Here is a 16,227-nt window from a genome sequence, read left to right on the forward strand (position 1 = left end):
GCCTTATCGCTAAGGCAAGTTATCAGCAGTAGCCGTAGCTCATTAGACGCTGGTAACGACGCTCAAGCAGCGTTTCGTTATCAAACTGCTCTAGCTCTTCTAGCTGTTTAACTAACATGTCTTTCATGTTTTGAGCGGTTTGTGCAGGGTCGCGGTGCGCGCCACCTAGAGGCTCAGGAATGATTTCGTCGATAAGCTCAAGCTCTTTAAGACGAGGAGCAATCAGGCCCATCGCTTCAGCTGCTTGTGGTGCTTTATCTGAATCGCGCCATAAGATTGAAGCACAACCTTCTGGAGAGATTACTGAGTACGTAGAGTACTGAAGCATGTTCACGTAGTCACCAACACCAATCGCTAGTGCACCACCAGAACCGCCTTCACCCACAACGTTACAGATAACAGGAACTGAAAGGCCAGCCATCACTTTTAGGTTTTTAGCGATAGCTTCAGATTGACCACGCTCTTCAGCACCAACACCTGGGTATGCGCCCGCTGTGTCGATGAAAGTAATAATAGGCATGTTGAAACGCTCAGCAGTTTCCATTAGACGTAGCGCCTTACGGTAACCTTCTGGCTTTGGCATACCAAAGTTACGGATCACTTTCTCTTTAGTCTCACGACCTTTCTGGTGACCAATAACCATAACAGGACGGCCATTTAGACGAGCCATACCACCCACAATAGCTTTGTCGTCAGCGTAAGCGCGATCGCCCGCCATCTCTTCAAACTCTGTGAATGCATGCTCCAGGTAATCTTTGGTGTAAGGACGTTGAGGGTGACGAGCAAGTTGAGCTACCTGCCATGCACCTAAGTCACTAAAGATTTTCTGTTTAAGCTCTAAGCTTTTTTTCTCTAGTTGTTCGATTTCTTTGTCTAGATCTACCGCTGTGTCACCACCGTGACGCGAAACGTCACGTAGCGCTTCGATTTTTGCTTCAAGTTCAGCGATAGGCTTTTCAAATTCTAGAAAGTTCAGGCTCATCTATGAATCCTTGTTGATTCAGCTCCGCATTCGCGAAGCTAAATTTTAGTTAAATTCGAGTTCTACTTGGCTATTTCCAAGCAGCTGTTTTAATTCGTCTAGTAATGTATCACTTGGCGTCACGCGCCATTCTGTGCCCAATGTTAACCGCGCTCTAGCGTCGGCACGCTGGTAGTATACATTGACTGGGACCGTTCCGGCTCTATAAGGTTCTAAGATTTGACTAAAGCGTTCAAAAAATTGACCGTTAATTTGGGATTGGTCGATAGATATCGACACCCCACGAGCATATTTCTCACGGGCGCTTCCTAAGTCCATGACCTCGCGCGCGGACATTTTAAGCCCGCCATTGAAATCATCAAAGCTGACCTGTCCGGAAACGACCACAATTTTGTCTTTTTCGAGCAATTCTGCGTAGCGATCGAGCGCATCCGAGAACAACATCACTTCCATTCGGCCCGAACGGTCATCAAGTGTCATCAAACCAATTCGCGTGCCGCGCTTCGTCGTCATCACTCTCGCAGCAATCACCAAGCCTGCAATTGTTAGTGATTGGTCACGACGCGTTGGCGTGGCATCTTTCAAACGACAGCTAGTGTATTTCGCTAACTCTTTGATGTAAGCGTTAACCGGGTGACCCGTTAAATACAAACCAAGCGTTTCACGTTCACCTTCAAGCCAAACCTTCTCAGGCCATTTAGGCACTTGGGTATACTTGTGTTCAACCTCTTCCGGAGCGTCGGTCAACACGCCAAACATATCAGATTGACCAAAAGACTCGGCATGATGATGTTGACTCGCCGCCTTCACCGCATCTTTCAAAGATGCCATCATTGCCGCTCGGTGAGGACCTAATCTATCTAAGGCTCCGGATAGAATCAACTTTTCGATAACACGTTTGTTGACCTTCTTCAGATCAAGGCGTGCACAGAAGTCGAATAAGTCTTTAAAGTAACCGCCTTTATTTCGCGCTTCAATGATCGCTTCAATAGGGCCTTCACCGACCCCTTTGATCGCACCGATGCCATAAACAATCGCGCCATCTTCATCCACATTGAAACGGTATAAACCTGAGTTGATATCTGGTGGTAAAAGCTTGAGCTTCATACGGAAACATTCATCAACAAGGCCAATAACCTTCTCGGTGTTATCCATATCTGCCGTCATTACCGCAGCCATAAATTCCGCTGGGTAGTGCGTTTTCAGCCATAGCGTTTGATAAGAAACCAGTGCATATGCTGCGGAGTGAGATTTGTTAAAGCCGTAGCCCGCAAATTTCTCTACCAAGTCAAAGATCTTCATGGCCAGTTCGCCATCAACACCATTGGCTTCAGCGCCCTCTTTAAAGGTACCACGCTGCTTTGCCATCTCTTCTGGCTTTTTCTTACCCATCGCACGACGCAACATATCCGCTCCGCCAAGCGTATAACCAGCGAGGATCTGTGCGATTTGCATTACCTGTTCTTGGTACAGGATGATGCCGTACGTAGGTTCTAGTGTCTCTTTAAGCGATTCGTGCTGCCACGTTTCATCTGGGTATGAAACCGCTTCTCGGCCGTGCTTACGGTCGATAAAGTTATCTACCATGCCTGATTGCAGAGGACCCGGACGGAACAAAGCTACCAATGCGATAATATCTTCAAAACAGTCCGGTTGTAGACGTTTGATCAGGTCTTTCATACCACGCGATTCCAGCTGGAATACCGCGGTGGTTTCAGAATTTTGTAATAGGTTAAATGACGCTTGGTCATCAAGAGGAATCGACTCGATACGAACCGGCTCTTTGCCTTCTTTCTTCAGGCGAGGGTTTACAAGGCCTAACGCCCAATCGATGATGGTCAGAGTACGTAGACCCAAGAAGTCGAACTTAACCAAACCGGCGGTTTCAACGTCATTCTTATCGAATTGCGTTACTGGGAAGTTACCTTCTGCATCGGCATAGATTGGCGCAAAATCGGTGATCGTGGTGGGTGAGATAACAACACCACCTGCGTGCTTACCGGCATTTCGCGTACAACCTTCAAGGATGCGACACTTATCAATCAGCTCACGAACTTCTTCATCGCCATCGTAAAGCTCTGGCAATGCAGGTTCAGCAAGGAATGCTTTCTCTAGCGTCATACCCGGGTCTGGCGGTACAAGCTTTGAAATTCGATCGACGAAACCAAACGGGTGGCCCAATACACGGCCTACATCGCGGATTACCGCTTTTGCCGCCATGGTACCAAAGGTGATGATCTGAGAAACAGCATCACGACCGTACATCTCGGCTACGTGATCAATAACTTGGTCGCGTTTATCCATGCAGAAGTCGATATCGAAATCGGGCATAGATACACGTTCTGGGTTCAAGAAACGTTCGAACAGCAAGTCATATTCAAGTGGATCAAGATCGGTGATATCCAATGCGTAAGCCACCAAAGAACCGGCACCAGAACCACGACCCGGACCTACTGGTACGTCGTTATCTTTTGACCACTGGATGAACTCCATTACGATCAAGAAGTAACCCGGGAACCCCATATTGTTGACAACTTCGAGCTCAATCTTGAGTCGCTCATCGTATTCCGGTCTGCGTTCAGCTCGAATTTTCTCATCAGGGAATAGAAACGCTAAACGACGCTCAAGGCCTTCTTCTGATTTTTTAATCAAGAAGTCTTCAATCGCCAAACCTTCCGTTGGGAAGTTAGGTAAGAAGTATTCGCCCAGTCGAACTGTTACGTTACAACGCTTAGCAATTTCGACACTGTTTTCCAGTGCTTCAGGGATGTCTGAGAACAACTCACACATCTCTTCTTCACTACGCAAGTATTGTTGTGAGCTATAGTTTTTCGGTCGACGTGGATCAACCATTGTAAAACCGTCGTGAATCGCCACACGAATTTCATGGGCATCAAACAGGTCTTCAGTTAGGAATACTACTTCGTTGGTTGCAACAACAGGCAAGTCTTCCTGCTCAGCCAGTTCCAACGCAAAGTGCAGATAAGACTCTTCATCCGGGCGCCCAGTACGAATCAGCTCAAGGTAAAAACGGTCTGCGAAATGTGTTTTGTAAAACTCAACGCTGCTTGCAACCAACTCTCGATTGCCTTTCAGCAGCGCCTTACCAATCTCACCCTCTTTTGCTCCCGATAGAAGAATCAGGCCTTCGGCATGTTCAATCAGCCACTCTTTATCAATAACAGGCTGATGTTGAACATGACCACGAAGGTAAGCTTTTGAAATCAATAATGTTAGGTTGTTATAACCTTTATTATTCGTTGCAATAACAGTGAGCTTGGTTAATTCATCGCCAAAATCCGGAGACTGCATCAAGAAGTCAGCACCAATAATTGGCTTAACCCCACACCCATGGGCAGTACCGTAAAATTTCACCAAGCCACATAGGTTAGTAAAGTCGGTCAATGCTAGAGCAGGCATACCCATTTCAGCGACTTTTTTAACTAATGGTGGCACCTTAGATAGGCCATCCACCATCGAAAAATCACTGTGTACGCGTAGGTGAACAAATTTTGGATCTGACATTATTTTTCCTGAGTTCTAGGTTTGAGCCTAGGATTACAACTGTGTGTATTCTATTTTTTTCTAATACAAGTTAGCAACTTTATTAGATGCCAAGCTCTAGTTAACGTAAAGCTCTAATCTATACCAAGAATACGTTTTACTGGCTTAAAGCTCTTGCGGTAATGCTCGGTTACACCATGTTTTTCAATCGCTTCGAAATGCGCTTTGGTCGGGTAACCTTTATGCTTAGCAAAACCAAACTCTGGATGAAGTTTATCAAGATCTTCCATCTCTTGGTCACGAACGACTTTTGCGATAATAGACGCCGCACTGATTTCAGCCACTCGCAAGTCACCCTTCACAATCGCAAGACCATCCATCGGCAGTTCTGGGACACGGTTTCCATCTATCAACGCCATATCAGGTTGAACGCTCAAACCTGCGATAGCGCGCTGCATAGCTACCATCGTCGCTTGCAGAATATTCAACTCATCAATTTCTTGTGGAGAGCAACGACCGACAGACCACGCTAAAGCTTTCTCTTTGATTTCTGGAAGCAGCGCAAGACGCTTTTTCTCAGATAATTTCTTTGAGTCGTTCAAGCCTTCAATTGGGTTGTTTGGATCGAGGATAACCGCAGCAGTCACCACGTCGCCAACCAAAGGGCCACGTCCTACTTCATCCACGCCAGCAAACAGCTGGTAGCCTTGCGGGTATTCAAATGGAGGAAGCTCTTTTTTCTCTTTTACTGCCATAACTAATCTCTTAATATTCTGTAAGTAAGCGCTTTATGCTTCAACAAAAGGTCGGTCAATCAATTTCAATACTGCGTTAGCGGCTTGTTTGTCTGCGTCTTTACGGATCCAGTGATGCATCTCGGTAAAGCGTTCGATCAAGGCACTGTTATCGGCTGATAGCATTTTATCGACAGACGGGAACAAAAAGTCTGGGTGGCACTCTTCAAGAATATGCTCTTTCACAATCTCTTCACCAGCCAAAATATTCGGCAGTGACACAAACTCAGTGATCGCCAATTTCTTAACAATGTAACCCGTCAGCTTATTTACTTTGTAACCAACCACCATAGGGCGTTTAAGCAACATACATTCAAGAGCCACGGTACCTGAAGCCAAGAGCACAGAATCAGCGGCGGTAATCACGTTGGTTGCCGTATCTTCGACTAACGTGAATTCAAGCTCAGGTGCGGTCGATTGCCAGATTTCAGTAAACTGCTTTTTACGCTGTTCGTTAACGAGCGCAACAACAAAATTGATATCCGGATACTTCTGCTTGATACGTTGGCAAGTTTCGATAAATGGTTGAGCAATCAAACCCATCTCACCACCACGACTACCCGGCAATACAGCTAACCATTGCTTGTCTTGATCTAAGCCTAACAGCTCACGTGCATCTTGTTTGCTTGGTTCTAAAGGAATAGCATCAGCTAACGTGTGACCAACAAATTCACAGGCAACGTTGTATTTATCATAAAACGCTTTCTCAAATGGCAGGAAGGCCAAAACCAAGTCGGTTGCTTTGTCGATTTTAAAGATACGTTTAGGACGCCAAGCCCACACGGAAGGGCTCACGTAATGAACCGTTTTAATGCCGGCGTTCTTAAGATCGAGTTCAAGTCTTAAGTTGAAGTCAGGCGCATCGATACCCACAAACACATCTGGCGGGTTTTGAGTGAAATACTTTACCAGCTCTGCTTTCACTTTTAATAAGCGAGGTAAACGGCCAAGTACTTCAACTAAGCCCATGACGGCCAGCTCTTCCATCTCGAAAAGAGACTCACAACCAAGCGCCTTCATTTTTGGTCCGCCAATACCCACGAATTCAGCGTTCGGGTACTGCGATTTGATTGCTTTGATAAAACCTTCGCCAAGCGTGTCACCAGAGAGTTCTCCGACAACGATACCTACGCGCAGTGGTTCATTCGAAACAAAGTCCGTGCTGTTGGTTGCTGTTTCTTGCTGTGCCATAGTTTTCCAATTCCCTTCTTGCCTAAAACAAAAAAGATCGCCTAATGATTAGCGATCTTTTTGTTATACCAATCTGATTAAGTAATTATTGTCATACTTACGCGGATTGGTACATAACCACATCGAGTATTAACGAATAATACCGCGCTCAGAGTTCTCTAGCATTTCAAGCATAGGAACTACCGAAGTAAACTCTTTTGCCATTTCCACTAAAGCCGCTTTCGCTTCTTCAAGTGTTTTACCTGAACGGTATAGCTCTTTGTACGCTTTCTGTAGTGCACGAATTTCAGGTTTCTCAAATCCGTTACGCTTCAAGCCTACTAGGTTAAGGCCGAATGGAGCCGCGTGGTTACCCTGTGCAAGCACGTACGGCAGTACATCTTGAACAACTGCAGAACAGCCACCAATGTATGCGTAAGCACCAATTGAGCAGAATGGGTGAATCGCAGAAAGTGCCATAACACCAGCGTAGTCGCCAACCGTTACATGACCGCCAAGAATAGCGTTGTTACCAATGTGAGTGTGGTTACCAACAATAACATCGTGCGCTACGTGAGCATTAACACAAAGTAAGTTGTCATCACCAATCACTGTGGTTGCTTTGTCTTGAACCGTACCACGATGGATTTGAACCGCTTCACGAATTACGTTGCGATCACCGATCACAACTGTTGTGTCTTCGCCGCCGTATTTCTTATCTTGGTTTTCTTCACCGATAACAGCGTGTGGGAAGATACGGTTTTCTTTACCAATGGTTGTGTGACCTTTGATCACAACGTGCGACATCACTTCAGTGTCGTCTCCAATGGTCACGTTACCAGCAATGTAAGTGAAAGGCCCAACCGTCACGTTAGCACCGATAGTTACATCACCTTCGATTACTGCTGCCGGGTGAATTTTCGCTGTTTCATGAATCATATTAAAACTCTCTACGAGCACATTTAAGTTCAGCTGAACATACAACTACGCCGTCAACCTTAGCAACACCATTAAACGATGCGATGCCACGACGTTCTTTTAAGAATTCAACTTCGATAACCAGTTGGTCACCAGGTACTACTGGCTTACGGAATTTTGCTTTATCAACACTTGCAAAGTAGTAAAGCTCGTTGCCAGAAGGCGCACCAAAAGATTTAAATGCTAGAAGGCCTGTTGCTTGTGCCATTGCTTCTAAGATCAACACGCCTGGGAATACAGGAAGTTGTGGGAAGTGGCCTGTGAACTGAGGTTCGTTAACAGAGACATTCTTAATCGCAGTCAGTGTTTTTTCTTTTTCAAAGCTAGTCACACGATCAACCATTAAGAATGGGTAGCGATGAGGTAATAGTTCCTGAATTTCAGTAATGTTCATCGTTGTCTGTTCAGTAGTCAAAGTCGTATTCCTATATATATTCTTTATTTAATTAGAAGGATTATAAACGAAAAAGACTCGCTGTACGCGAGCCTTTTATTAGAAATGCTGGAATTATGATTCCGCGCTCTTCTCGATAAGTTTTTCAACGGTTTTCAAACGCTTGTTCATTTCATCAATTCGATGAACACGCGTTGCTGTTTTACGCCAATCTTTATTTGGCTGTAAAGGAATACCTGAAGAGTACATGCCTTTCTCAGTGATGCTGCGCATTACCATCCCCATACCGGTGATTGTAACGCCATCAACGATTTCAATGTGACCATTAATCACACTGCCGCCACCAATAATACAGTACTTACCTATCGTCGTGCTGCCTGCGATGATAGTACCACCCGCAAGAGCAGAACCATATCCGATGTGAACATTGTGAGCAATTTGAAGTTGGTTATCTAAGATAACGTTATCTTCAATGATTGTGTCATCTAATGCACCACGGTCAATAGTAGTACACGCGCCGATTTCTACGCGGTTACCAATGCGAACAGAACCCACTTGCGGGATCTTAACCCACTCACCTTTCTCGTTCGCATAGCCAAAGCCATCAGAGCCAATAACAGTACTTGATTGGATCAGACATCCTTCACCAATCACAACTTCATGGTAAACACTTACGTTAGCCCACAGCTTAGTGCCTGCGCCAATTTTTGCATTTTTACCAATAAAGCAACCAGCACCGATGATCACATCATCACTAAGTACTACACCAGACTCAATCACAGCGTTCGCGCCAATAGACACATTTTGTCCAATGGTTGCTTCGCTAGAGATTGAAGCAGAATCAGCAATAGCCGCTGCGGGAGCAGGAGTAGTATCAAGCGCTTGAGCAACTTTAGCAAAAGCAACATAAGGGTCATTAACCACAATCACGTTAGTCTTGCACAGTTGACGCTCACTCTCTTTAACCATAATAGCGGACGCTTTACAGTCACCTAGGTGCTTGCTGTACTTCACGTTAGAAAGGAACGTAATGTTACCTTCTTGCGCTTTATCCATCGGAGCGACTGCTGAAACGGTAATTGTACCATCTCCGTGTAGCTCTCCCCCGGTAATCGTTGCCAATTCGGCTAAAGTCAGATTCTTCATAAAACTTATTTCAGTGCTTTAATTACTTTCTCAGAGATGTTGTATTCTGGCTTGCCGTATTGCAGAGCTTGAATATCAACGATCATGTCGTAGCCTTCTTTCTCTGCAACTTTCGTTACAGCATCTTGAATCACTTTGAATAGCTTCTGCTTCTCTTGTGCTTCACGACGTTGGCTTGCTTTTTCTAGTGCTTGAGCTTTGATTTTGTACTTGCTGTCTAGTTGGCCTACTTCGATACGTAGCTTCTCAACTTCGTCAGGACCTAGTAGCTCGCCATCACGCTTAAGCTTTTCAATCTTCGTTTTAGCTTCAGCTTGAATGCTCTGTAGCTCAGCTGCTTTGTCTTTGAACTCTTCCTGCATTTTTTGAAGAACAACTTCACGCTGAGGTAGAGCCTGGAATACTTGTGCAGTGTTTACATAACCCACTTTTTGCGCAGCTTCAGCAGCTGTTGCAAAGAAAGAAGAGCTAAGAACTACAAGGCCTAAACCTGCTGCTTTAATCATATTTTTCAAAATATTGTCCTTTAAATATTAGAAAGTTCTACCAATGGTGAATGTGAAGAATTCCTCATCATCACCTTCGTAAACTTTAATTGGTTTCGCTAGAGAGAAAACCAGTGGGCCCATCGGTGACATCCATTGAAGGGCTGCACCATAAGATGAACGGTAATTTGTTGGATCAGAGTAATCGTAGTAGTACTGGCCGCCACTGTTAGGTGCGCCACGGTCTACGAACTCGGTATCCCATACACTTGCCATATCGAAGAAGACACTGGTACGAATTTGGCTGCGCGCTTCATCAGAAGCAAACGGCGTTGGTACAATTAACTCTAAGCTTGCTAAGGCAACCGCGTTACCACCCACTGAATCATCAGTAGCGGTATCATAGGTTGGGTTATTACCTGTGCTGCTGCCGTAAACGGCTTTCGGGCCAGCTGAGTTAGAGCCAAAACCACGTAGGGTTGTAAAACCACCTGCGTAGTAGTTCTCGTAGAATGGGAACAAGTTATCGTTACCATCTGTTTGACCATAACCATTACCATAGCCTAATCGGCCGCGCATCAATAGTGTGAACTCATGCTTTTTGGTCAGCGGGATGTAATGTTTTACATCGTACTGCATTTTGAAGTACTGAGCATCAGAGCCTGGTACCGTCATTTTAGCGAAAGCACGTTGGTGGTTACCCTCAGTTGGGAAGAAACCACGGTTCAAATTGTTACGCGTCCATGAAATATTGATATCGAAGTCATCGGTTAAGATGTGCTCGTCACCGTATTGGTCGATACTTCTCGCGAACTGTTCAACTTGGATATAAGTCGGTACGTTACCGATCTTGTTGTGCGTATAGCCCACACCAAACTCGATACGGTTCAGCTCATCCATAGGGAAACCCCATGTTAGGCTGGTACCGTAACTTTGGTTGGTATAGTCGACGATGCCCGCTTCAGAGGCTTCAAATTCGTTGTAGAAGATCTTACCGCCTAAGCTCACACCATCAAGGTTCCAGTATGGGTCACGGTAGTCTAAGCTCACGTTCTTTTGGTAATCGTTCATCATGGCACTTACGCCAACACGGTTACCTGAACCTGCAAAGTTATCTTGTTGCAAACCAACTTGGAAACTAACACCTGATTCAGTACCGTAGCCAACACCAAAGTTGATACTGCCTGAGTTCGCTTCCTTAACGTTGTAAACCAAATCAACTTGGTCTTCACTGCCAGGAACACGCACTGTTTGTACATCAACCGTTTCAAAGAAACCTAAACGGTTAAGACGGCTCTTACCGGTATCAATGGACTTAGAGTTAAGCCAGCTGCCTTCCATTTGACGCATTTCACGACGCAGTACTTCGTCTTTCGTTGAGTTGTTACCCGTGAATCGAATATCACGAACATAGATACGGCTGCCCGCTTCTACATTGATAACCAACGACACTTCTTTGGTCTCATCGTCAAATTCAGGAATCGTACGAACTTGTGGGTACGCGTAGCCAGATTCACCAAGAATTCGTTTTACGTTCTCTTCCAAAGACGTTACCGAAGAACCGTTGTACGTATCGCCGTCTTCGAATGGCACTAACGCTTCGAAGTCAGCCTCACGACCGATTAATTCACCACGGAAAGAGACATCTTTAACGGTGTAGGCTTCGCCTTCATCGAGGCCAAGCGTGATGTAAACACCTTTTTTGTCTGGAGAGATCGCCACCTGCGTAGAGTCAACCTTAAACTTAAGGTAACCACGGTCAAGGTAGTAAGATTTCAGCGCTTCGATATCACCGGCTAATACTTGCTTTTGGTATTTTTCATCCGCAAGGAAATTCCACCATGCTACATCAACATTCAGATTGAAACGACTAAGCAGTTCAGAGTCAGAGAAGACTTCATTACCGATAAAGTTGATTTGCTGAATCTTAGCGGATACGCCCTCAGTAAACACAAACTTAAGGTCAGAACGGTTACGTGGCAGAGGTGTCACAACCGCTTTTACTGTCGCGTTGTACTTACCAACACTGTAGTAAAAATCTTCAAGGCCTTTTTCAATGTTACTCAGCGTTGTACGGTCAAGAGCTTCACCTTCACGAACACCAGACGCATCTAGATTCTGCTGAAGCTGTTCTTCTTTAATCGCTTTGTTACCAGAGAATGAGATGCTTGCGATGGTCGGTCGTTCTTGAACTTGAACAATCAATACACCTTCATCACGCAGTACTTTAACGTCCTCAAAGTTGCCCGAAGCATACAATGCACGAATGATCTCAGACACATCGCTTTCATCTACTTCATCGCCAATACGTACTGGCATTTTCAGTAGAGCAGCACCAAGTGCAACACGCTGTAAACCTTCGATCTTGATATCTTGAACTACAAAGTTTTGTGCTCCGTTCGCAGCCACACTAGTGGCCAATAGACTTGCGAACAGAATTTGCTTAATCGCCATACTTATTCTAATTATTCCTTGCTACTACCAATGCCTGTGAGAAACCATTCACAGACGAGTAAAATCGTTAAATATTGCCAGAGCCATCAATGAGAAGAGGATTGCCCCTCCCACTCTGTATCCCATTTCCTGAACTTTCTCAGGTACCGGTTTACGAGTAACGGCCTCAATAGCGAAAAACAGCAAATGTCCGCCATCAAGCATAGGCAGCGGAACCAAATTAATAATCCCTAAGTTAACACTAATCAGAGCCAAAAAGCCCAAGAAGTAAACCAGACCATAATCGGCGGTTGTACCTGCACCTTTAGCGATTGAAATAGGGCCACTCAAGTTGTTTAAGCCAACATCACCAACGATGAGCTTCTTAAGCATTGTCAGTGTCAATCCAATGATTTGACCTGTTTTATCAAATGCTTTTCCTACAGACTCAATTACACCAAATTGTAACTCAAAGCGATAATCTTCTGGCCATTCTGCGACTTCCGGAGCAATACCTGCATAGCCGATTGTCGAACCATCAGAAAGCTCTCGACTTTTTGGTGTCATAACCAATGACTGCTCGGCACCATTTCGCAATACGACCAAGTCCAATGATGTCATTGGATTAGCACGAATTAACTCAACAACCGACTGCCACTGTTCAATAGGTTGCCCGTTAATCTCAACAATTTTATCGCCAGCTTCAAGACCTGCATCGTATGCAGCGCCATCATCAATGATTTGAGCCAGTACGGTCGATATCTCTGGAGAATACGGTCTAAAGCCCAGCGTTGTCATTGCAGATTCAGTTTCTGGGTTGAACGACCAGTCTGAAATATCCAATGTCATTTGTTGCTCAAAGCCGATGTCGTCTTGAGAAGCAACCGTCACTGTCATGGATTGATCACCAATGTGCGATATCAACCCCATATTGACTGATTCCCAATCTGCGGTTTTGATTCCTGAAATAGATTTAAGTTCCATTCCAGTTTCAATTCCGGCTTGTGCAGCAATAGATTGTGGAGTGACTTCACCAATCACGGGCTTAACCGCGGGTACGCCAATCAAAAATACTAACCAATACGCGAACACCGCAAAGATAAAGTTGAATGCAGGGCCTGCACCCACAATCGCCGTTCGTTTCCAAAGCGGCTTCTTGTCGAAAGCGTATTGCTGTTGATCTTCAGAAAGATCGTCAACACGACCATCGAGCATCTTAACGTAGCCGCCCAGTGGAATCACTGACAAGCTGTATTCAGTACCATCACGGCCCACTTTACTCCAGATTGATTTACCAAAACCAATCGAGAATTTTTCAACTTTCACACCACAACGACGAGCGACCCAGAAGTGTCCAAACTCATGAACAGCAACCAGAATGCCAAGCGCTACGATAAAAGATGCGAAGTTCCACAGAATTCCACTCATGCTAGCTGCTCTTTAATAAATTGAATGGCTATTTGACGAGACATATTATCGAGCTCGAGAAGGCTTTCCAAGCTATCTAAACCCTCAGAGTTATGTTGTTCACATACTTTGCTCATAACGTGTTCGTTAATGACAGCAATATCGGTAAACTTCACCTGATTGTTCAAGAAAGCATCGACCGCGATCTCGTTTGCTGCATTAATGGCTGTTGTCGCATGCTGACCTAAGTAGCACGCTTCAATCGCTAACCTCAAACACGGGTAACGACTGAAATCTGGTTCTAAGAAGGTAAGCTCACCCACTTTAGTAAAGTCTAAAGGCTTAACACCCGCCTCGGTACGATTAGGGTAAGACATCGTCAAAGCGATTGGCGTTGCCATATCTGGTTCGCCCATTTGAGCAAGCACAGAGCCATCCTTGTACTGAACCATCGAGTGAATCACAGACTGCGGGTGAATGATGACCTTTAACTGCTCCTGAGAAGCATTAAATAGCCATTTCGCTTCAATGTACTCTAGCCCTTTATTCATCATAGTCGCAGAATCGACAGAGATCTTAGGCCCCATAGACCAGTTAGGGTGTGCAATTGCGCGTTCAGGAGTCACTGATTCGAGTTCAGCCACATCGGTATAACGGAAAGGACCACCAGAACCAGTCAGAAGAATATGGTTAATGCCGTTTTCTTCAAGGTTACAGCGGCCTAGGTTAGTTTGTACGTTCTGCGGAAGGCATTGGAAAATAGCATTATGCTCGCTATCGACAGGAAGCAGCTCTGCACCGTATTTTTCCACGGCGTCGATAAACAACTGCCCAGACATCACCAAAGCTTCTTTGTTTGCAAGCAAGATACGCTTGCCCGCTTTAACCGCAGACATAGTAGGAAGTAAACCAGCGGCACCAACAATCGCGGCCATTACCGTGTCCACTTCCTCTAGAGAAGCAACCTGACACATGCCTTCAGTGCCTGAAAGTACTTTTACGTTAGGGTAACTCACGGACAACACTTCAGTCAGTTGAGACGCTGCATCAGAGCAAGCCATAGCAACATAGCTTGGTTGCCACTTTTCAACTAACGCCAGCATCTTTTCAACATTCGAGCCTGCAGCCAGTGCAACCACTGAATAGAGATCTGGGTTTTGCTCAACGACTTTTAGTGTACTTGCACCAATTGAGCCGGTAGCGCCAAGGATAGTTAGATTTCGCATCACATATGACCGTAGAAATGTAATAAAGGGCAGAATCACTGCCCTTTTTTATTAGAATGCTAAATAAAGCAGAGCAAAGACAGGGAATGCAGCCGTTAAGCTATCTATTCTATCTAGTATACCACCATGACCAGGAATCAGATTACTGCTGTCTTTCACCCCAGAAACACGCTTAAACATGCTTTCAACAAGGTCACCTAGAACAGAAATAACAACGGTCACAAGGGTAATAACAATCATGTGAAGTGGGCTTGTGAATTGGATGTCAAACAAGTCAGCAAAGATCCAAGCCACGATCACCGCAGTAATAATGCCACCGATAAGACCTTCAATCGTCTTATTAGGGCTTACCGCTGGTGCCATTTTACGCTTACCAAAACTCTTTCCTGAAAAGTATGCGCCGCTATCTGCAGCCCAAACAAGCAAGCAAACAAACATCACCAGTTTAGCACCGTGGTAAGGATCAGCATCGATACCGTTAGCACGCAGGATAACCACACTCCAGAAGAATGGCAGCAGAGTCAGCACACCAAAGACGTGACGAAGAAGAGAAGAGTCTTTCCATGCAGGCATAGACTTAGGATAAGTCACCGCCATGCCACTCGCGATTACCCACCAAATCGAGCCAATCGTTAGAATGGCGTAGTGAGCAGTAGACAAGTTATTAAGGCTAAATGCATCAAAAGGGATAAAAGCAAAACTTGCAGCACTGACCACAACCGTTGGAATCAACGCTACATAACGTGATTTGCTTTCAACAAACTGAGTCCACTCCCAAAAACCCAATAGCGAGATTACCGCTAGTGAAAGAATAAATGTAGGAAGTGATAACTCGAAAATACCTAGAATAACTAGGGGAGCTAAAATCAACGCCGTAATAATTCGTTGTTTCAAACCAAAAAATCCTTATTAACTGTCCATCAGAGCTTTAATTTGCTCACCGGTGCATCCAAAACGACGCTCACGGTTAACAAACCAAGTCACAGCTTCTACTAAGCTGTCTTCATTAAAGTCTGGCCAGAATTGTTCAGTGAAATACATTTCGGCGTAAGCCAACTGCCAAAGCATAAAATTACTAATGCGGCATTCGCCACTGGTACGGATAAGTAGATCGACTTCAGGAATATCTGCCATTGTCAGGTGCTGTGTAATCATAGCTTCATCAATGTCATCTACATTAATATCACCAGACTTTACCTGTTGAGCAATAGAGGTCATTGCTTGCTGAATATCCCACTTACCGCCGTAGTTAGCTGCAATATTAATAACCATACCCGTATTGGTGCTAGTCAAAGCTTCCGCTTCTTCTATCTTCTTTTGTAGTCGATCATTGAAACGACTTTTATCACCAATAACACGAAGTTGTAGATTATTTTTATGAAGCTTTTTAACTTCACTCGACAGCACTGAAATAAACAGTTCCATCAAGATACCGACTTCTTCTTCAGGACGACGCCAGTTTTCGCTACTAAATGCAAAAAGAGTAACGGCTTTAATGCCAAGTCTGGCTGCAGAAGAGATAGTTTTACGAACGGCTTGAACACCGTTTTTATGGCCAAAGACGCGAGGCTTGCCCTGAGCTTTTGCCCAGCGACCATTACCATCCATAATGATAGCAATGTGTTTAGGAAGAGAGTCTGTGAACGCTTGAGAATTATGCATAAAAGAGTGAATCAAATTCTAATAGTCGAACAGAGTAGCATAAAAA

13 protein-coding genes are annotated in these 16,227 nt (G+C 44.9%); all 13 read right to left on the reverse strand.

The window, feature by feature from the left end; all coding sequences use genetic code 11:
* Positions 1–22: 22 nt before the first annotated feature.
* Positions 23–982: an acetyl-CoA carboxylase carboxyl transferase subunit alpha gene (accA, locus tag AB4133_RS04565; RefSeq protein ID WP_017060731.1), complete on the reverse strand. Its 960-nt coding sequence runs from the start codon at positions 980–982 to the stop codon at positions 23–25.
* Between the two features lie 45 nt (positions 983–1,027).
* Positions 1,028–4,507 carry a DNA polymerase III subunit alpha gene (gene dnaE, locus AB4133_RS04570; protein ID WP_372224016.1) on the reverse strand — a complete coding sequence of 1,160 codons (3,480 nt, stop codon included), beginning with the start codon at positions 4,505–4,507 and terminating at the stop codon, positions 1,028–1,030.
* Between the two features lie 113 nt (positions 4,508–4,620).
* A complete protein-coding gene (rnhB, locus tag AB4133_RS04575; protein WP_017063371.1) occupies positions 4,621–5,241 on the reverse strand; it encodes a ribonuclease HII in 621 nt (206 codons plus the stop codon).
* A 33-nt stretch (positions 5,242–5,274) separates the two neighbouring features.
* Positions 5,275–6,471: a lipid-A-disaccharide synthase gene (gene lpxB, locus AB4133_RS04580; protein WP_017069380.1), complete on the reverse strand. Its 1,197-nt coding sequence runs from the start codon at positions 6,469–6,471 to the stop codon at positions 5,275–5,277.
* 129 nt (positions 6,472–6,600) lie between these two features.
* Positions 6,601–7,389 carry an acyl-ACP--UDP-N-acetylglucosamine O-acyltransferase gene (lpxA, locus tag AB4133_RS04585; protein ID WP_017069381.1) on the reverse strand — a complete coding sequence of 263 codons (789 nt, stop codon included), beginning with the start codon at positions 7,387–7,389 and terminating at the stop codon, positions 6,601–6,603.
* Position 7,390: 1 nt separating this feature from the next.
* The gene (fabZ, locus tag AB4133_RS04590) at positions 7,391–7,843 is read right to left on the reverse strand and encodes a 3-hydroxyacyl-ACP dehydratase FabZ (RefSeq protein WP_009847408.1); all 453 of its coding nucleotides are present in this window, start codon (positions 7,841–7,843) and stop codon (positions 7,391–7,393) included.
* A gap of 93 nt (positions 7,844–7,936) precedes the next feature.
* Positions 7,937–8,968: a UDP-3-O-(3-hydroxymyristoyl)glucosamine N-acyltransferase gene (lpxD, locus tag AB4133_RS04595; protein WP_017063368.1), complete on the reverse strand. Its 1,032-nt coding sequence runs from the start codon at positions 8,966–8,968 to the stop codon at positions 7,937–7,939.
* 5 nt (positions 8,969–8,973) lie between these two features.
* Positions 8,974–9,474, reverse strand: a complete 501-nt coding sequence (locus tag AB4133_RS04600; protein ID WP_017056311.1) for an OmpH family outer membrane protein — start codon at positions 9,472–9,474, stop codon at positions 8,974–8,976.
* 27 nt (positions 9,475–9,501) lie between these two features.
* Complete coding sequence (gene bamA / locus AB4133_RS04605) at positions 9,502–11,907, reverse strand: outer membrane protein assembly factor BamA (RefSeq protein ID WP_017069384.1); 2,406 nt, start codon at positions 11,905–11,907, stop codon at positions 9,502–9,504.
* A 48-nt stretch (positions 11,908–11,955) separates the two neighbouring features.
* Positions 11,956–13,314: a sigma E protease regulator RseP gene (gene rseP / locus AB4133_RS04610; RefSeq protein WP_017060736.1), complete on the reverse strand. Its 1,359-nt coding sequence runs from the start codon at positions 13,312–13,314 to the stop codon at positions 11,956–11,958.
* The gene (gene ispC, locus AB4133_RS04615) at positions 13,311–14,519 is read right to left on the reverse strand and encodes a 1-deoxy-D-xylulose-5-phosphate reductoisomerase (protein ID WP_017060737.1); all 1,209 of its coding nucleotides are present in this window, start codon (positions 14,517–14,519) and stop codon (positions 13,311–13,313) included. The genes rseP and ispC overlap by 4 nt, the downstream gene beginning before the upstream one ends.
* Before the next feature lie 51 nt (positions 14,520–14,570).
* A complete protein-coding gene (locus AB4133_RS04620; protein ID WP_372224017.1) occupies positions 14,571–15,413 on the reverse strand; it encodes a phosphatidate cytidylyltransferase in 843 nt (280 codons plus the stop codon).
* A gap of 15 nt (positions 15,414–15,428) precedes the next feature.
* A complete protein-coding gene (locus AB4133_RS04625) occupies positions 15,429–16,181 on the reverse strand; it encodes an isoprenyl transferase (RefSeq protein ID WP_017063364.1) in 753 nt (250 codons plus the stop codon).
* Between the last annotated feature and the right edge of the window lie 46 nt (positions 16,182–16,227).

This window comes from Vibrio sp. 10N.286.52.F8 (genome assembly GCF_041468745.1).
Classification (GTDB): Bacteria; Pseudomonadota; Gammaproteobacteria; order Enterobacterales; family Vibrionaceae; genus Vibrio; species Vibrio crassostreae_C.

Coding starts and splice junctions, on each gene's coding strand:
- accA (WP_017060731.1), bottom strand. CDS start 982: ATGAGCCTGAACTTTCTAGAATTTGAAAAGCCTATCGCTGAACTTGAA.
- dnaE (WP_372224016.1), bottom strand. CDS start 4,507: ATGTCAGATCCAAAATTTGTTCACCTACGCGTACACAGTGATTTTTCG.
- rnhB (WP_017063371.1), bottom strand. CDS start 5,241: ATGGCAGTAAAAGAGAAAAAAGAGCTTCCTCCATTTGAATACCCGCAA.
- lpxB (WP_017069380.1), bottom strand. CDS start 6,471: ATGGCACAGCAAGAAACAGCAACCAACAGCACGGACTTTGTTTCGAAT.
- lpxA (WP_017069381.1), bottom strand. CDS start 7,389: ATGATTCATGAAACAGCGAAAATTCACCCGGCAGCAGTAATCGAAGGT.
- lpxD (WP_017063368.1), bottom strand. CDS start 8,968: ATGAAGAATCTGACTTTAGCCGAATTGGCAACGATTACCGGGGGAGAG.
- AB4133_RS04600 (WP_017056311.1), bottom strand. CDS start 9,474: ATGATTAAAGCAGCAGGTTTAGGCCTTGTAGTTCTTAGCTCTTCTTTC.
- bamA (WP_017069384.1), bottom strand. CDS start 11,907: ATGGCGATTAAGCAAATTCTGTTCGCAAGTCTATTGGCCACTAGTGTG.
- rseP (WP_017060736.1), bottom strand. CDS start 13,314: ATGAGTGGAATTCTGTGGAACTTCGCATCTTTTATCGTAGCGCTTGGC.
- ispC (WP_017060737.1), bottom strand. CDS start 14,519: ATGCGAAATCTAACTATCCTTGGCGCTACCGGCTCAATTGGTGCAAGT.
- AB4133_RS04625 (WP_017063364.1), bottom strand. CDS start 16,181: ATGCATAATTCTCAAGCGTTCACAGACTCTCTTCCTAAACACATTGCT.